Origin of the sequence: Crossiella sp. CA198 (assembly GCF_052078295.1) — a bacterium.
Classification (GTDB): domain Bacteria; phylum Actinomycetota; class Actinomycetes; order Mycobacteriales; family Pseudonocardiaceae; genus Crossiella.
In genome coordinates, this window is the sequence record NZ_JBQJIM010000009.1 from 189,701 (window position 1) to 206,539 (window position 16,839).

At 72.1% G+C, this 16,839-nt stretch carries 16 protein-coding genes; 4 read left to right on the forward strand and 12 right to left on the reverse strand.

What is annotated here, in order from left to right; translation table 11 throughout:
* Nucleotide 1: 1 nt before the first annotated feature.
* The 6 genes from ACTOWY_RS17190 to trpB all read right to left on the reverse strand — a co-directional run bounded on the left by ACTOWY_RS17190 (nucleotide 2) and on the right by trpB (nucleotide 7,071).
* Entirely contained in the window at nucleotides 2-607 is a 606-nt protein-coding gene (locus ACTOWY_RS17190) for a DUF998 domain-containing protein (protein WP_441310629.1), read from the reverse strand.
* Nucleotides 608-664: 57 nt separating this feature from the next.
* A complete protein-coding gene (locus tag ACTOWY_RS17195; protein ID WP_441310630.1) occupies nucleotides 665-2,116 on the reverse strand; it encodes a HAMP domain-containing sensor histidine kinase in 1,452 nt (483 codons plus the stop codon).
* On the reverse strand, nucleotides 2,113-2,823 hold the full coding sequence (locus tag ACTOWY_RS17200; protein WP_247761874.1) for a response regulator transcription factor: 711 nt from the start codon (nucleotides 2,821-2,823) through the stop codon (nucleotides 2,113-2,115). The genes ACTOWY_RS17195 and ACTOWY_RS17200 overlap by 4 nt, the downstream gene beginning before the upstream one ends.
* Nucleotides 2,801-4,777 (reverse strand): NACHT domain-containing protein, encoded by a 1,977-nt coding sequence (locus tag ACTOWY_RS17205; RefSeq protein WP_441310631.1) that lies wholly within the window; start codon nucleotides 4,775-4,777, stop codon nucleotides 2,801-2,803. The genes ACTOWY_RS17200 and ACTOWY_RS17205 overlap by 23 nt, the downstream gene beginning before the upstream one ends.
* Before the next feature lie 366 nt (nucleotides 4,778-5,143).
* Nucleotides 5,144-5,893, reverse strand: coding sequence for a tryptophan synthase subunit alpha (gene trpA / locus ACTOWY_RS17210; RefSeq protein WP_441310632.1), 750 nt, complete (start codon nucleotides 5,891-5,893; stop codon nucleotides 5,144-5,146).
* Nucleotides 5,887-7,071, reverse strand: coding sequence for a tryptophan synthase subunit beta (gene trpB / locus ACTOWY_RS17215; RefSeq protein ID WP_441310633.1), 1,185 nt, complete (start codon nucleotides 7,069-7,071; stop codon nucleotides 5,887-5,889). Before trpB ends, trpA begins: the two co-directional genes overlap by 7 nt.
* Before the next feature lie 45 nt (nucleotides 7,072-7,116).
* Between trpB and ACTOWY_RS17220 the strand changes: the two genes are divergently transcribed.
* Nucleotides 7,117-7,914, forward strand: a complete 798-nt coding sequence (locus ACTOWY_RS17220) for a GntR family transcriptional regulator (RefSeq protein ID WP_441310634.1) — start codon at nucleotides 7,117-7,119, stop codon at nucleotides 7,912-7,914.
* Nucleotides 7,915-7,993: 79 nt separating this feature from the next.
* Nucleotides 7,994-8,581: a response regulator transcription factor gene (locus ACTOWY_RS17225; protein ID WP_441310635.1), complete on the forward strand. Its 588-nt coding sequence runs from the start codon at nucleotides 7,994-7,996 to the stop codon at nucleotides 8,579-8,581.
* Between the two features lie 37 nt (nucleotides 8,582-8,618).
* On the opposite strand, the gene ACTOWY_RS17230 is transcribed toward ACTOWY_RS17225, so the two are convergent.
* The gene (locus ACTOWY_RS17230; RefSeq protein WP_441310636.1) at nucleotides 8,619-9,593 is read right to left on the reverse strand and encodes a hypothetical protein; all 975 of its coding nucleotides are present in this window, start codon (nucleotides 9,591-9,593) and stop codon (nucleotides 8,619-8,621) included.
* An 89-nt stretch (nucleotides 9,594-9,682) separates the two neighbouring features.
* On the opposite strand from ACTOWY_RS17230, the gene ACTOWY_RS17235 reads away from it, so the two are divergent.
* Complete coding sequence (locus ACTOWY_RS17235; RefSeq protein WP_441310637.1) at nucleotides 9,683-10,294, forward strand: MerR family transcriptional regulator; 612 nt, start codon at nucleotides 9,683-9,685, stop codon at nucleotides 10,292-10,294.
* A gap of 3 nt (nucleotides 10,295-10,297) precedes the next feature.
* Here the strand turns inward: ACTOWY_RS17235 and ACTOWY_RS17240 are convergent, their stop codons facing one another.
* The gene (locus tag ACTOWY_RS17240; RefSeq protein ID WP_441310638.1) at nucleotides 10,298-10,900 is read right to left on the reverse strand and encodes a response regulator transcription factor; all 603 of its coding nucleotides are present in this window, start codon (nucleotides 10,898-10,900) and stop codon (nucleotides 10,298-10,300) included.
* Nucleotides 10,897-12,081 (reverse strand): sensor histidine kinase, encoded by a 1,185-nt coding sequence (locus ACTOWY_RS17245; RefSeq protein WP_441310639.1) that lies wholly within the window; start codon nucleotides 12,079-12,081, stop codon nucleotides 10,897-10,899. Before ACTOWY_RS17245 ends, ACTOWY_RS17240 begins: the two co-directional genes overlap by 4 nt.
* A 51-nt stretch (nucleotides 12,082-12,132) precedes the next feature.
* Here ACTOWY_RS17245 and ACTOWY_RS17250 point away from each other — a divergent pair, with 51 nt between their 5' ends.
* Nucleotides 12,133-13,272 (forward strand): hypothetical protein, encoded by a 1,140-nt coding sequence (locus ACTOWY_RS17250; RefSeq protein ID WP_441310640.1) that lies wholly within the window; start codon nucleotides 12,133-12,135, stop codon nucleotides 13,270-13,272.
* Nucleotides 13,273-13,321: 49 nt separating this feature from the next.
* Here the strand turns inward: ACTOWY_RS17250 and ACTOWY_RS17255 are convergent, their stop codons facing one another.
* From ACTOWY_RS17255 to ACTOWY_RS17265, 3 genes are all read right to left on the reverse strand, one after another.
* On the reverse strand, nucleotides 13,322-13,849 hold the full coding sequence (locus ACTOWY_RS17255; protein ID WP_441310641.1) for an RICIN domain-containing protein: 528 nt from the start codon (nucleotides 13,847-13,849) through the stop codon (nucleotides 13,322-13,324).
* A 91-nt stretch (nucleotides 13,850-13,940) separates the two neighbouring features.
* Nucleotides 13,941-15,116 (reverse strand): MFS transporter, encoded by a 1,176-nt coding sequence (locus ACTOWY_RS17260; RefSeq protein ID WP_441310642.1) that lies wholly within the window; start codon nucleotides 15,114-15,116, stop codon nucleotides 13,941-13,943.
* A 218-nt stretch (nucleotides 15,117-15,334) separates the two neighbouring features.
* Nucleotides 15,335-16,831 (reverse strand): DUF4185 domain-containing protein, encoded by a 1,497-nt coding sequence (locus tag ACTOWY_RS17265; protein WP_441310643.1) that lies wholly within the window; start codon nucleotides 16,829-16,831, stop codon nucleotides 15,335-15,337.
* Between the last annotated feature and the right edge of the window lie 8 nt (nucleotides 16,832-16,839).

Consider the following 16,839-nt stretch of genomic DNA (forward strand, 5'->3'; position numbering starts at 1 on the left):
CTCACCGGGTGACGCTCCGCATCAATGGGGCCAGCGAGATCAGCAGCAGCCCGTGCGCGATCAGTGCGACCCGCTGCAGCGCGCCCTGCGGCAGCGCCGGGATCACCTGGGCCAGGCCGAAGGCTGCGGCGGTGAGCAGGGTGGCCACCGCGGCCCACCGCACCCGGCGCAGGGAAAGCACCTGGCGTCCGGCGGTGGTGAGCACATGCGCGATCCGCAACGCGGCCACCGGCAGAGCGGTCATGAACAACGCGCCGCCGAAGCGGTGGATCTCACCGGACACAGTGGACACCGTGCTGCTCACGTTGCCGGGGAACACCGCCACCGAGGCCAGTCCGCCAGCCCACAGTCCGAGGAAGATCCCGGCGGGCCGGTCCACGGGCAGCCGGGTCAGGATCAGCCCGCCGCCGACGAGGATGCAGAGCTGGGCGATGAGGAACAGCGCCGTGGAGTGGAAGGTGTAGTCACTGACCGGGTCCCACAGCGGATCGACCTCGACGGTGTAGGCGAAGCCCAGGTAGCCGACCAGCAGGGTGGCCAGGCCGAGCAGCGTGAACGCGACCGGCGCGGGGCCCGCCCGGGTGATCGTCCTGCTGGTGGTGGTCACCTACCCGAGGGTTCGCGGCGATCATGAAGGGACGATGAGAGATCACCCGGGGTTTGGTTAAGAGTCCGTGGCGGCCGCGGGCAGGGTGAGCGAGACCCTGGCCCCGCCGACGGCGTTCCGGCTGGCGGTGGCGCTGCCGCCGTGCAGGGTGGCGATCTGGTCCACGATGGCCAGGCCGAGGCCGGAACCGGGCAGCGCGCGGGCGGTGTCGGCCCGGTAGAAGCGCTGGAAGACGTGCGGCAGATCGGCCTCGGGGATGCCGGGGCCCTCGTCGTCGACCACGATCCGCACCTGGTCGCCGCCGGTCTCCAGGGTCACCGTGACCGTGCCGCCCAGCGGACTCCACTTGGCCGCGTTGTCCAGCAGGTTCAGCACCGCCCGTTGCAGCGAGCGCGGCCTGCCGATGATCTCCGCCGAGCGCAGGTCGGTGCGGAAGAGCAGGTTGGGGGCGCGCGGCCGGACCCGTTCCACCGCGGCGGCCACCACCTCGGCCAGGTCCACCCGGCGCTCGGGTTCGGTCGAGCGGTCGGTCTTGGCCAGTTCGACCAGTTCGCTGACCAGCGAGGTCAGCTCGCCCGCCTGCACCTCCAGGTCGGTGAGCAGCCGGTCCCGGTCCTCGGCTGGCAGCACCCGGGCCGGATCGGTCTGCCGGGTGGCGTGCGCGAGCAGTTCGATGTTGTTGCGCAGACTGGTCAGCGGGGTGCGCAGCTCGTGCCCGGCGTCCTCGACCAGGCGGCGCTGGGCGTCCCTGGACACCGCCAGCGCGGCCAGCATCGCGTTGAACGCCTCGGCCAGCCGGGCGATCTCGCCGGTGCCCTGCACGGAGATGCCCTGGTCCAGGTCCTGGGTGCGGGCCACCCGCTCGGCCCCGGCGGTGAGCGCGTCCACCGGCCGCAACGCGGTGCGGGCCACGATCAGCCCGACCCCGGCCGCCACCGCCACCCCGGCCAGGCAGACCAGGATGTGCCAGAACCCCAGCACGCCCAGGGTTTCCCGCAGTCCCTGGATCTCCTTGCCGACCTGCACCGCGCCGCCGTCGGGCCGGGGCGCGGTCCACACCCGGTAGAGGTCGTTGTCCAGCAGCCGGTCCTCGCTGAACTCCGCGATCGAGCGGTCGGCGACCTTGGCCGCGCCCGCGCTGACCGGCACCGCCTCCTCCCGCCCGGCGAAGCGCACCGGGGTGCCGCCAGGGTCGAGGAACTGCACGAAGATGTCCCCGGTCCGGTCCGGCCGGGGCCGTCTGCCGTCGCTGTCGCCCTCGGGCCGGTCCACGTCGTGCAGTGCGTCCAGGGCGTCCTTCGGGGTGGCCCGGTCCCCGGCGAGCTGGCTGTAGGAGCGCAGCTGGTTGTCGAAGTTCTGCTCCAGCTTGGCCCGCACCAGCAGCCAGGAGCCCAGCGACACCGCGGCCACCGCCACCGCGACCGCCCCGGCGACCAGCACGATCAGCCGTCCGCGCAGGGACAGCTCGCGCCAGCGGGCCGCGCGCAGCCGGGCCAGCCAGGTGCTCACAGCGGTTCCTCGCGCAGCACGTAGCCGACCCCGCGCACGGTGTGCAGCAGCCGGGGTTCGCCCTGCGCCTCCAGCTTGCGCCGCAGGTAGCCGACGTAGACGTCCAGGCCGTTGGAAGCCGAGCCGAAGTCGTAGCCCCAGACCTGCTCGAAGACCAGGGTCCGGGTGAGCACCAGCCGCGGATGCCGCAGGAAGGTCTCCAGGATGGCGAACTCGGTCCTGGTCAGCCGCAGCTGCCGGCCGGCCCGGTTGACCTCCCTGGTGCCCGGGTGCAGCACCAGGTCGCCGAAGGTCAGCGACTCCCCCGCGCTCGGCGGTGGCGCGGCGTCCGGCTCGGCCGGTCCCTGCCCCGCCCGCCGCAGCATGGCCCGCACCCTGGCCAGCAGTTCCTGCAGGGCGAAGGGTTTCACCAGGTAGTCGTCGGCGCCCGCGTCCAGCCCGGCCACCCGGTCGGCGACCTCGTCCCTGGCGGTGAGCATGAGGACGGGCACGAAGTTGCCCTCGGCCCGCAGATCCCGGCAGCTGTCCAGGCCGTTGCGCACCGGCATCATCACGTCGAGGATCACGCCGTCGAACTTCTCCGCCCGGATCCGGGCCAGCGCCTCGGCGCCGTCGGCGGCCAGGGAGACGGTGTAGCCCTCGAATCGCAGCGTCCGGGACAGCGAGTCCCGCACGGCCTCCTCGTCATCCACGATCAGCAGGTGCACGCATCGAGCGTAGCCGTCCCCGCTCGGCCAGTCTGAGCAGCAGAAGCCGGTGCCGGAACTCGTAGCCGGGGCCGCTGCGGCGGAGCAGGCCGCGCTGGTGGGCCTCGTGCAGGAAGGCGAGCAGGTCGCGGGGCAGGCTGCCGTCGAGGGCGAGCAGCCAGCGGGTGAGGGTGAAGGAGGCGGAGGCGAACCGCAGTCGCAGGGTCAGGCAGGTGAAGGCCAGCACGACCACACCGGCCGGACCCGCTTGCTGCCCGGCGATGGCGAGCCCGAGCAGGCCGAACAGCACCAGCACCAGGTGCTGACTGCGGGCGTAGGACCGGTCCGCCCGCAGCACGGCCTGCGGCTCCCGGTCGAAGTCGACCGGCATGTCGCCCATGACGATGCCGTACCGGGTCAGGCCCACCAAGGCGGCCAGGAACACGACCAGCACGACAATGATCAGCGCCCGGGTCCCCGGCTCCGCGGCCTGCCGCATCGGCAGCACGAACAGCACCACCCCGATCGCCACCGCGGTCGCGATCGCCCAAGCCAGGGCTCTCCGCCGGGCGCGTCGGAGCCCGGCCCTGCTCACCGGGTTCGGGAACCTCGGGGTCGCCCACCAGGTGGCCACCAGACCGGCGGCCGCGCCGAGGGTGGCACCGAGCACGGCCCGGGGCGTGCCGTCCAGCCAGTCCGCGGACCACACCCCGAGCACCAGGCCGAGCATGGCGCCGAGCCCAACCAGGGGGTGCAGCAGCCGCAACAGCCAGCTCCGCAGCGGCGGGAGTGCGAAATGCAGGTCCCACCAGTCGATGCCGACGATGTTCCAGCGGTCCTGGTACCGGGCCAGGAAGATCATCCATCGCTCGACGTCGTCCGAGTGGTGGCCGCCATCCCGGTACAGGGTGGGGATGAGGCCGTCGAGGAGGTGGTGTTCGATCGCGGTGCGGTGCGGGAGTCGCAGCAGGTCGGCCGGATCGGTGGCCGGGTCGGCGTAGAGGGTGCGGGCCAGCGAGAGCATCAGCGGGGTCGCCAGCACGGTGGCCAGCTCACCGGCGGGTTCGGAGCGCAGGCGGAGCAGCACTGGGCGCCAGCGTTGGGCGGTCAGTGGGTTGGTGTCCAGGTAGGCGAGGATGTCGTTGGCGGACACCGGTTCCAGCTCGATCACCGCCGCCCCGGCCAGTGGTGACTCGGTGTCCTCGATCAGCTCGCGGTACTCGGTGGTGCGGCAGGTGAGGATCAGCGGTTTGCCGCCGTCCACGGCGAGGTTGATGCCCTCCAGGGCGGACGGCAGGTGCTCGGGCGGCAGTTCGTCGAAGCCGTCCAGGATCGGCAGGATCCGGCCGGCGGCCAGTAATCGTTGGCAGGCTTGGACATCGCCGAGTGCGGTGTGTTCCCTGGCCAGTCCCTCGGCCAGCCATTCGTAGAGCGATTTCTCCCAGTGCCAGGAGCCGACCTGCACCAGGAACGGCACTGGATCTGTCTCGTCGCGGGTATTCAGCAGGTCCAGCAGCAACAGCAGGGCCAGGGTGGACTTGCCGCCGCCCGGCTCACCGAGGATGACCAGTTGCGGATGTGGCAGGGTGCGGAATCCCGTTGCGGCGTCAAGGATGTCTCCGGACAGCTCGGCGCTCGCCGAGGCGGCCACCGGGAGGGTGGTGGACGCCCAGCGCACCCGGATCGGGGCCGGGCGGCGTACCCCGCGGACGGCGGCCTCGGTGTCCCAGCGGGACCGCACGTCCTCGGCGAACCGGGTCAGGTCCGGCGCGGGTGGCTTGCGTTGACGGCGGAAGGTGGCCACCCCGACGGCCAGGGAGGCCGCGCTGACCAGCACACCCAGGATGGTGCTGAGCTTCTGCGCGGTGTCCAGGTCCGGGCCGTGCCAGAGCGTGCCGCCGAGGGTGGCCAGCAGGACGCCGAGCACCACCCCGGCGCCCGCGAGTGCGAAACCCGTTGCGGTGCGCCGGGCCATGCCTGACTCCTCTGCGGTGGCTGCCGAGTCAGGACACAGTAGGAGTCGCGGCGGGCCGGGCCGGGGCGTTCCGGCGACGGGTCACCCGATCGGCGAATCGCACCCGGCCCGGCGCCTCCGCCCGCGTCCCTACCGAACGGTCGGTGGAGACGCGGGCTTCAGGCCACCCGGGCCCGCATCCTTACCGAACGGTCGGTAGGGGCACAAATTCCTAGCCACCCCAGTCCGCGTCTCTACCAAACGGTCGGTAGGGACGCGGATTTCAAGGCACCCGCGTCCGCGCCTTTACCGAACGGTCGGTAGGGACGCGGATTTCAAGGCACCCGCGTCCGCGCCTTTACCGAACGGTCGGTAGGGCTGCGGATTTCAGGCCACCCGGTCCAGCGCCGCCCGGAAGCCACGCACCCGCTCGGCCACCGCCGCCGTCCCGGCGCCGTCGAGGAGTTCCCGGACCAGGGCCGAGCCGACCACCACACCGTCGGCCGCGGCGCAGATCTCGGTGGCCAGTTCCGGGGTGCCGATGCCGAACCCGGCGATCACCGGCACGGTGGCGTGCCTGCGCAGCCGGGTGACGGTGTCCTTGGCCTCCGCGGCCAGCCGGGTGTGTTCGCCGGTGGTGCGCATGGCGGTCATGGAGTACACGAATCCCCTGCTGGCGGCGCAGATCCGGGCCAGCCGGTCGTCCGCGCAGTCGGGGGCGCCGAGCAGCACCACGCTGACCCCGGCCCGTTCGGCCGCCGCGCGGAACTCCCCGCTCTCCTCCAGGGGCAGGTCCGAGACGATCACGCCGCTGATCCCGGCCTCGGCCAGGCGGGCCGGGAAGTCCGGGATGCCCAGGGCGACATTCGCGTAGGTCATGGCGACCAGCGGCACCCCGATGTCCACTGTGGACAGTTCGTTGAGGACTGTCTCCGGGGTCGCGCCGCGGGTCAGGGCCGCGGCGGCGGCGCGTTGCACGACCGGGCCGTCGACCATGGGGTCGGAGAACGGGAGGCCGATCTCCAGGGCGTCGGCGCCGGCGGCGGCCAGCGCGCGGGCCACGTCCAGCCAGTCCGCGGACATGCCGCCCATCAGGTAGGGGATCAGCAGTTTGCGGTCGCGGGGCAGGGTCAGCATGCGAGGTTCTCCCGGATCTGGTGGACATCCTTGTCGCCGCGACCGGACAGGGTCAGCAGCACGGTGCTTCCGGCGGGCAGCTCGGGAGTCCCGGCCGCGCGCTGGATCCAGGCCAGCGCGTGCGCGGATTCCAGTGCGGGCAGGATGCCCTCGGTGACGGCCAGCAGCCGGACCGCGGCCAGGGCCTCCTCATCGGTGACCGTGGGGTAGCGGACCCGGCCGGTGGCGGCCAGGTGCATGTGCTCGGGGCCGATGCCCGGGTAGTCCAGGCCGGCCGAGATCGAGTGCGCCTCGGCGATCTGCACGCCCTGCTGCAGGAAGTGCGAGCGGAAGCCGTGCAGGATGCCGGGGGTGCCGGTGCTGACCGCCGCCCCGCCCGCGGCCTCCACGCCGATGAGTTCGGCGGGAGTGTCCACGAACCCGGCGAAGGTGCCCGCCGCGTTGGAACCGCCGCCCACGCAGGCCACCACGACATCGGGGACGCCGTCCGGCAGCAGTTCGGCGGCCTGGGCACGGGCCTCGTCGCCGATCACCCGCTGCAGTTCGCGCACCAGGTACGGGTACGGGTGCGGGCCGAGCACCGAACCGAGGCAGTAGTGCGCGGTCTTGGTTTCGCTGACCCAGGCCCGCAGCGCGGCGTTGGTGGCCTCCTTCAACGTGCCCGCCGTCCCTGGCACCCCGGCCGGGACCACCTCGGCGCCGAGCAGCTCCATCCGGAAGACGTTCAGCTCCTGCCGCCGCATGTCGGTGTGCCCCATGTGCACGGTGCACGCCAGGCCGAGCAGCGCGGCTGCGGTGGCGGTGGCCACCCCGTGCTGGCCGGCGCCGGTCTCCGCGATCAGCTTGGTGCGGCCCATCCGCTTGGCCAGCAGCGCCTGCCCCAGCACATTGTTGATCTTGTGCGAGCCGGTGTGCGCGAGGTCCTCCCGCTTGAGCAGCAGCCGGATTCCCAGTCGCTCCCCCAGTCGCACGCACTCGGTCAGCGGCGTCGGCCTGCCCACATAGGTGGCCAGCAACCGGTGGTACTCGGCGACGAACGCCGGATCGTGCCACGCGTCGAGGAATGCCTCCTCGACCTCCCGGCAGGCCGGGACCAGTGCTTCCGGCAGGAACCGGCCGCCGAACTCGCCGAAGCGACCGGTGGCGTCGGGCTGCCCCATCAGCTTGTCAGTCCTCACAGTTCTAGAACTCTAGCACTCTAGTGCGTGGATTACACTCCCCCGGTGACCGAGCAGACCACCGGCTACGACCAGCGGGTGCCGAAATACCTGGCCATCTACCGTGCGCTGGCCGCCGAGATCAGCGACGGCACGCACCAGCCGGGGGCCGCGCTACCCCCGCAGCGCCAGCTCGCCGACCGCTTCGGCGTCACCCTGATGACCGTGCGCCAGGCCCTGCGCGCGCTCCAGGACGACGGCCTGGTCGAGGCCCGGCCCGGCACCGGCACCTTCGTCCGGCAGCCCGGGTTCGCCTACCACCTGACCGGGCTGCGCAGCCTGTCCGAGGAACTGACCGGACAGGGCCTGGACCTGCGCACCGAGGTGCTCTCCGCCGACCTGGTCAGCGCGCCCGAGGAGGTGGCCGCCCGACTCGGCCTGCCCCCCGGCGCCCGGGTGCTGGCCGTGGACCGCCTGCGCAGCGCCAGCCCCGAACCGGGCGCGCCGGTGGTGCCGTTGCTGTTGCAGACCTCTTTCCTGACCGAACGGTTGGGCGGGCTGCTGGACGTGGCCGAGTTGCGGGACCACTCGCTGTACCGGCTGCTCGGCGAACGCCTGGGCCGCCCGGTGACCAGCGCCGAGGAACGGCTGCAGGCGGTCGCGCTGACCGAACGCGAGGCCACGCTGCTCGACCGCCCGGTCGGTTCGCCCGCGCTGCTGAGCCGCCGCCTGAGCCGGGACGAGGCGGGCAACCCCCTGGTGGACGACCGGGCGATCATGGTCGGCGACGGCACCGTGGTGGTGGCCGAACGGGCCGCCACCGAGGTCAGCCTCACCTACCGCACCCAGCACCCACCTGGGTAACCCGGCCGCGACCCACTCGTTGGAGTGAGTGTCGAGCAAACCGCGTACACAGCGTGTGGCCCTCCGGTATCGAGAGGACATGAACACGCTGGGGGGTGACGGAGCCGCGCCGACGCTGCACCGGAACGCGTCGACCGGGACGGTGTTACTGGTCGGCGAGACCCTGATGCGCCGGACCATGACGCCGCGACTGCACGATCTGCGGATCGGCCAGGTGCACCAGGCCGCCTCGGCCGCGGCAGGGCTGGAGTTCGCCGCGCTGGCCGGACCGTGCGCGCTGGCCGTGATCGACCTGATCCCACCGGACACCGAGGGCATCCGCCTGGTCCGCGAGCTGAAGTCCCGCGGCTGGCCGCAGGTGCTGGTGGTGGTCTCGCCGGAGGAACCCCTGGCGGTGGCCGCGGCCTTCCAGGCGGGCGCGCAGGGCTACCTGCTCCGGCCCGGCCGCGAGGTGGCGGTGCCGGATCCGGTGTGGGAACTGACCAACCGGGAGATCGACGTGCTGCGCCTGGTCGCCGACGGCCGGTCCAACAAGGACATCGGCGGGGAACTCGGCCTGTCCGCGCGCACCGTGGACACCCACCTGTGGCGGATCGGCCGCAGGCTGGGCTCCGGCGACCGCGCGCTGCTGGTCACCATGGCGCTACGGGCCGGGATCATCACCTGACCCCCGCCGCCGGTGCGGCAGCGGGGGCGGCGGCGCGTCAGCGGGTGGTGACCAGCTCGGGTTCCGGCAGCCCGGCAGGCGCCCGGCGCAGGATGACCCCGGCGAGCACGGCGGTCCCGAGCACCAGCACCCCCAGCGCGGCCAGCGTCAACCCGTCCGGCGCGGCGATCGACTGCCCGCGCAACGCCTGCCAGGTCACCAGCGCGATCACACCCGCGTAGGTCCCGGTCCCCAGCCAGACCAGGCGGGAGCGGGTCAGCGGATCAGCCAGCCGCGGCCTGCGCCGGGCGCCGATCCCCAGCAGCAACGCCAGCACCGGCAGGGCCTGCATGGCGTGGATGCCGATGAAATGCGGGATGCGCAGGTCACCGCCGGTCAGGCTCCACCCGGTCAGCGGCATCCCCGGCCCGCCGTCGGGCACGCCGACGCTGTGCGCGCCGACGGTGGGCTGGTGCAGGCCCTGTTGCAGCACCTGGAGCTGGTCCGTGGTGGGACCGGTCATCAGGAAGGCCAGGCCGATGCCGACCGAGCCGAGCACGATGCCGCCGCGGATCGCCCAGGCCATCGGCCGGTCCGGCAGCCGGTCCTTGAGCAGGACGACGCCCTGGGCCATGTTGAGCAGCCAGGCCAGCGTGATCATGGAGCCCATCAGCTGGAACAGCGCGGCGTCGAACGGGGTGCCGTTGTTGAAATGGCTGCCCTGGCCGCGCACCACCTGGAATACGATGATCACCACTTCCAGGGTGACCAGCACCGCGATGGCGGTGGCCGTCCACCAGGTCCAGCGGCGGCGCTTCTGTTGCAGGGACAGCATCCAGGCCCAGGTGGGCAGGTAGAACAGCAGGGACACCGCGAACTTGAGCGGTTTGCCCCAGATCGGCTCACCGCGCAGCACCCGGTCATCCAGGGCCAGGCCGGCCAGCGAGAGCACCGTGGCCAGCGCCATCAACGCGGTGGCGATCAGCAGCGGACGGTGCCAGTGCCGGATCGGGAGTAAGGCAGGGCGGAACATCTCAGACCTCCAGGCGAGAACTACTGTCTCTCTGACCGCGCGCTATCGATACACTAGCTATCGATAGCCGAAGTATCAAGGAGGCTGCTGTGCGCATCGGCGACCTGAGCCGGCTCACCGGAATCCCGGTCCCGACGATCAAGTACTACCAACGCGAGGGCCTGCTGCCCTACGGCGAACGCGCCGGCTACAACCAGGTGCACTACGCCGAGGAACACCTGCGGCGACTACGCCTGGTGCGCGCGCTGGTCGATCTCGGACGGCTGCCGATCGCCACCGCGAAACAGGTCCTCGAAGCGGTGGACGAGCCGGAGAAGGACCTGTTCAAGTCACTCGGCCAGGTGCACTACGCGATCACCGAACGACCCGGCGACGCCGAACCCGCGACCGAGCCGGTGCAGGAGCTGCTCGACCGGCTGGGCTGGCAGGTCAGCGAGGAGAACCCGTCCCGGGCCGCACTGGCCGGACTGCTGGGCACGCTGACCGAACTCGGCCACACCGAACTGCTGACCCGCCTGGACGACTACGCCGGACTGGCCGGGCAGCTCGCCGCCCTCGACGTCGGTTTCCTGGAACAGCGGGGCAGCCAGGACGAGGTCCTCGAATCCGCGGTGGTGATCACGTTGCTGGGCGATGTGCTGGTCTCGCTGCTGCGGCGGATGGCCCAGGAGGACCGCTCCACCCGGTTCCGGGAGTCCTGAGCCTCAGCCGCGCTGACCTTGCAGCCACTGCCCGGCCAGCCGGACCAGCTGGGAGCGGCGGCGGGTGCCGAGCTTGTCCCGGACCGCGTCCAGATGCCGGTGCACAGTGCGCAGCGCGATGCCCAGTTCCTCCGCGATCTCCCGGTTGTCGTAGCTCTTGGCCAGGCAGCGCAACACATCCAGCTCGCGCGCGGTGAGCCGGGGCCGGTCCGCCTCGGCCACGATCGCGGCGGCCAGCTCGGCCGGGAACACCGGACCGGCCAGCACCGCGGTGACCGCGGCGGCGAGTTCGGCCGAGGGCGCGGACTTGGGCACATAGCCGTGCGCGCCGGCCCGGATCGCGCGCAGCACCTCGGTCAGCGGGGCCTGGGAGAGCACCAGGATCCGGGTGTCCGGGCTGTGCGTACGCAGTTCGCCGACCAGGTCGACACCGTCGGCACCGGCCAGATGCAGGTCCAGCAGCACCACCGCGGGCCGGTGCGCGTGCACGGCCTGGCGGGCCGCGGTCAGGTCCCCGGCCTCCAGCACGGTGTGCCCGGCCCTGGCCAGTCCGGCTCGCACGCCCTCCCTGGTCACCGGGTGGTCGTCCACCACCAGCACGGTCACGCCGACCTCCGCTGCGGCGGCAGGCTCAGCTCGACCTCGGTGCCCCGGCCCGGCCTGCCGTGGATGCGGGCCACCCCGCCGAGCCGGGTCAGCCGGGCCCGCACGCTCAGCAGCAGCCCGAGCCTGCCGTTCGCGCGCAGCGAGTCCTCGTCGAAGTCGAAGCCGATGCCGTTGTCCCGCACCACCACCGTCACCGCGCCCGCCTCCTCCAGCACACTGACCCAGACCCGGCCCGCCCGCGCGTGCTTGATCACGTTGCACAGGGCCTCGCGCACCGCGGCGAGCAGTTCGGCGGCCACCGCCTCGGCCACCGGCACCGGCCCGGCGGTCACCACCTGGAGGTCCAGTTCCGGGTGTTCGGCGGCCAGCCGCTCCAGCGCGGCGGTCAGTGAGACCTCGCCCGCGGACACCGGTTCCGGGTGCGGCACAACGAGGTTGCGCAGGTTCCGCTCCTGTCTGCGGATCTCGGCCAGCAGCGGCCGCAGGTCCCCGGCGGCCACCGGTCCGGCCGCGGCCAGGTCGGCGCCACCGCGGTGGATGGCGGCGAGTTGTTGCAGCACCTCGTCGTGGATGCGCGCGGCCAGCCGCTCCCGCTCGGCCAGCCGGGCGGCCTGATCACCGGCGCGGGCGGCGTGTTCGGCGAGCCGGGTGAACTGGCGGGCGGCCAGGCCGACGCTGGCCCCGAGCAGCACGTGCGCCAGCGCGGTGCCGGTCAGTTCCAGAACCTCCACAAAGGACAGTTCGAGCAGCGGGGCGCCGTTGAGGGCGTAGGACAACGGCAGCGCCCCGGCCACCACCAGGCCCGCGCCGATGCCGCCTGCCACGTGGTGCACCGCGGCCCAGGCCGCCACCGCCGCCATCGGGTAGGCCGAGGTGATCGAGGGGTGGTTGGTCAGCGCGTGCCCGTGCGGGTGGATCAGCCCGCCCGCCAGCACCAGCCCCACCGCCAGGGTCAGATCCAGCACGAGCACCGGGATGAAACGCCGGACGGCGGCCAGGGTCAGCCACAACGTCCAGCCCAGGGTGACCAGCAGGGCCGCCGCGGACAGCATCGGGGTGATCGACTGGCCGCCGACCCCGGCGACCAGGGCCATCCAGGCGAAGGCGAGCCAGCGATAGGCCAGCACCAGCCCCATCGGGGCCGGATGCCTGCCCATCGGGGCATTGAGGTAGCCCTGCATGCCGTGTCACCCCCCAGAATTCCGGGCGCGACACTACCGAAAGGGGATCCGATGCGACCGGGCCTGAGTGAGATCCTCGGCGCCCAGTTCGCCTGGTGGCAGCTGGGTTTCCGCCTGCGCCGCACGATCGGGCGGCTCTGTGGGCAGGGCCGGGCGCACCCTGATCAACACGTCTGGACCGTGGCCGCCCGCTGGGCGCACCAGCTGCTGGCCGCGCCGTGGTGGTGGCGGCTGACCAAGACCACGCTGGTGACCGGGTTCTCCGTGCTGGGCGTGGCGGCCACGGCTGGCACGCTGTACGAGCGGCTGTCCGCGGCCTTCGCGGTGAGCGCGGCGGTGCTGGTGGTGGTGCCGCTGGCGGTGCTCTCGGCGTGGCGGCACACCTGCCTCGCGCGGGCCATCCTGCGCCTGACGCCGCCGCTGGAGGTCAAGGCGGCCAAGGGAACGCCGGTGCTGCGACTGGTCTCGGCCGGGCTGCTGGTGAGCCTGGCGGCGACCTCGCTGGTGTTCGTGGTGTGGCAGGAGCACACCGCGGTGCACGGCTGTGCCAACCGACCGGTCGAGCCGGAGGCGCACCGCTGGTGGGTGGCGCGCGGCGGCCGGGACGGGGTGGGCTGTCCACTCGGCGAGGTCGAGCGGAGCGCCCAGGGCGAGTGGGTGGTGCGCACTGAGCGGGGTGTGGTGCTGACCAGGGCGCCCGCGCTCGGCGTGTTCACCGTGTCGGCAGACCTGTTCGACGCCTGGCAGGCCAGTGGCGGGGCGGCCGGACCGCTCGGGCAGCCGATCGAACTCCAGTCCGCCGACGGCGCCAGCGAGTACGTCAACTTCAGCGGCGGGCACCTGGTGCGCGCGCCGGGTCAGTCACCCCGGCTGGTGCGCGATCAGCCCTACCTGCGCACCCTGGAGGTGGGCATCTGCGTGGGCCCGGACCGGCCGTGCCTGGTGCGGGCCAGCCGGATCGGAGGGACGATCCGGCTGGGCTGGCACTGGGGCAACGCGGATGCCTACAACGTCTCCTGGTGGTCGGCCGGCGGCTTCGACGTGATCGGCACCGAGGTGGCCGGGACCGGGTTCACCATCACCGGCGTCGATCCCGGCCGTGCCTACGGCATCGGTTTGCAGGCCTGTGACAAACGGTTCCTGCGGAAATCCCGCTGCACCCAGAAAGCGGAATACATCGTCCGGCCCTGACCGGAATGGGCAGGCGCGGGAAGTCCCGCACCTGCCTTTCCGCCATTGCTCAGGCGACTGCCTTCCACTGCTGGTTGTTGCCGCCCCAGCAGCCGGACTGGATGACGTCCGCGCCGTGCAGCTTGCTGGCGTCCTTGACATCCAGGCATTTGCCACCGGTGTGGGTGGGCAGGAATTCGCGGTAACCGTCGCTGGTCTCCCGCTGCCACCAGCGCTGGTTGGTCCGGCGCTCGCAGTTGGCCTGGAGCACGTTGGCCCCGGAGTGGGTGTGCGCCCAGGCCACGTCCAGACACATGCCGCTCTTGCGGTTCACGATCTCGAAGACGTTGCCGCCCACGTGGTTGACGTCCCACCGCTGGTGCGCGTCACCGTTGCAGTTGCCCATCCGGACATCGGCCGCGTGCTGGGTGCTGGCGTCGACGACCTCCATGCACATGTTGGCGTCGGCGGCGTGCCGGGGGACGAGTTTGACATTGGTGAAATCCTGGGCCGCGTTCGCGGTGCCCGCGGTCATCAGTCCCAGACTGGTCATGAGGGTGCCCACGGCCAGCACGGCGGCGGCTGTTCTGTTGCGCATGTTCTCTCCTTGGTTCGTCCTGCCGCCACAGCTTGCCGAGTTCGGCCGGGGCGCCACCACGTCCAGGAATTCCCATTTTCACTGGGTATGTTTACCCACGCGGCACCAGAATCCAGGCGAGCAGCGCACCCAGCGCCGCCGCGATTCCGGCCACGGTGAATGCCAGCATCGGTGAGACGGCGGTGAGATAGCCGCCGATGGCCGAGCCGATCGGATGCCCGACCAGGTTGAGACTGATCGAGACCGCCAGCACCCGGCCCAGCCAGGCCGGGTCGGTGCGGCGCTGGCGCAGGGTCAGCAGGCCGACGTTGACCGGACCGGCGGCGAAGCTGAGCAGCATCAGGCCGAGCACCAGTCCGGCGGTGCCGCCGAGGGCGATCAGCGGGATGGCGGCCACCGCGGAGATGAGAATGCCGAGGACGATCGCGAACCGTTCCCGGCCCGCGCGCAGGTGGTGACCGGCCAGCAACGCGCCGAGCATCCCGCCGAGCCCAGCCAGGCCCCAGAGCAGACCGGCGATGTCCGGGGCGGCGGTGGTCACCGCGACCGTCAGCACACCCCAGGCGATCTGGTACAGGCCGTAGGACAGGACCAGCGCGCGCAGCAGCGGATGGCCGAGCACGAACCGCACACCCTGCGCCGCCGAGCGGACCAGGCCGGTGTCCGTGGCGGCCGGTGCGGTGCGCCCGGCGTTGGCGGGCAACGTGATCAGCAGCAGCCAGGCCCCGGCGTAGAGCACGGCGATGGTGACCAGGGTGAGCTGTCCACCCGCCAGCGCGAACAGGCCACCGGCCAGCACCGGGCCGGCGATCTCGACCAGGTTGTAGGCGCCGGAGTCCAGGGCGTTGGCGCGTTCCAGGGCGTTGTCCGGGACCAGCCGCGGCATCAGGGTGCGGATCCCGGCCAGGCTGAGCGGGCTGGTCAGCGAGTACAACGCGGCCAGCAGCACCAGCGCCACCGCGTCGCCCGGACCCGTTGCCAGCACAGCGATCGCGCCGATCAGCAGCGCGCTGGCCAGCTGGTCTGCCGCGATCGCGCGCACCGAGCCGAAGCGGTCCAGCACCGCCCCGGCCAGCGGGCTGAGCAGCACACCCGGCGCGTAGGCGGCGAACATGGTGATCCCGGCCAGCGCGGGCGAACCGGAGACCGCCAGCACGTGCAGGACCAGGGCGAGCGAGAGCATCTCCCCCGCGAGCCGGGCCAGCAGCGCGGAGCCGAGCAGCCGCCCGACCCTGGGCAGCGCGAGCACCTGGCGATAGGTCGACATACCGATCATGCTGCCGGAAACTCGTGTTGGCCGTTGTCGTACGACTCTGTTGGCGAATTCGCCCTGGCGTGCCGATCTTCCGGCGAGTTGGGCCAACTGGTACGCCGGTTTGGCTCAAGTGGGCGTACCAGTTGGCCCAAGTTGTACGGGGTGTGGATCACGCCGCCGATTCGCCAACAGAGTCGTACCAGAACGGCCAACACGATGGCGGGTGGGGGTTAGAGCGGGTCCAGGGTGAGGTCGTCGAACTGGGCCCAGGTGTCCTTGCCGTCCAGGGCCCAGGCTCCGGCGAAGACCTCGATCTCGGCGCGGTCGGCGACGAAGTCCACGCTCAGCCGGGTGTAGTCGCCGAGGTGGCCGAACTTCCGCTCGGCCAGCACACCCGCGTCCCGGCGCACCCCGAAGTAGCCGTCGGTGGTGGTGGCCGAACTGCGCGCCCAACCGGTCAGTCGGTAGCGCTGTCCCGGCCGCACCGCGAGCCGCTGGGTCACCGCGTGCCAGCCGCTGGTCTCCCGCACCCAGGCATTGTTCGCCCCGGTGTGCGCCAGGCCCGAGCCGTAGTCGATGCCGCCCTTGCCGGTGATCGTCCACGGACCGGCGCCCGCACCGGCCGGGCGGTCCTCGAAACCGCCGTCGGACAACAGGTTTGACTCCGGCAGCGACTGGTCCAGGCGCAGCCGCATGAGCTTGGAGTGATACGGACCCCACTGCGACATGACGAAGTGGATCTCGTTGCTCCGCGCGCTGTCCGGGTGCAGGAACGCGCCGTAGAGCGCCGGGTGCTCGGTGCCGCGCACCACCACCCGGCCGCCGGTCCACGGTCCGGTCGGGGCGGGCGCGGTGCGCAGCACGATCGCGGCCCGGCTCTCGTCCAGGGTCAGCGCGACCCAGCGCCGCAGCACCGTGTTGTACTGCACCGACAACTCGCCGATCTGCCCGCCGAAGACCGGGATCGCCCGGTCCAGTCCGCCGAGCTGCCAGCCGTCGGCTGTCCAGTACTCATAGACACCCAGTTCCAGGACTCGGTGCTCGGGCACCCTGGCCAGGTGCGCCGCGCCAAAGCGGCCGTTGGGCGTGCCGAACAGGTAGGTGTAGCCGCCGTCCTTGGCGAACGCGCCGAGCTGGAACCGGGCCCCACCACCGGAATTTGACCAGCGCGGCGCCGGATCCTTGACCCAGCTGCGGCCGCCGTCGTCGGAGTAGGCGAGCCCGGCGTAGTTCGTGGTCCACGGGCCCCAGCTCTTGATCGACATGTAGTGCACGACGTCCCGGTTGCCCGCGGCCACCCCGGCGGTCGGGATGACGGTGATCTCGGAAACCGCCGGATCGCGGTGCAGCAGTTCCGCGGCGTGCCCTGGCCGGTCGGTGATCATCGAGTCGATTCCCAGGCCGTCGGCCAGGTTGGTGTCGGTGGAGTGGGCCAGCACGTTGAACCGCCAGTCCGCGGTCTCCGGCCCGGCCCCGTGGCCACCCCAGCCCGCGCCGTAGGTGTCGCCGAACATGATCGCGGTCCGGCCCCGGCCGTCCCGCCACATGATGCCCAGATCGGTGGCGTGCACCGCGAACCGTTCCCTGGTGCGGTTGATGTCGTTGGCGCCCTGACCCGCGACCAGCGCGACCGGCTCGGCCAGCGCGGGCGCCGCCGCTGCCGGAACCACGCTCACCAGACCCAGTGCCAACCCGGTCACCAGTACCGCGCCAACGCGGCGATTCATCCCCATCT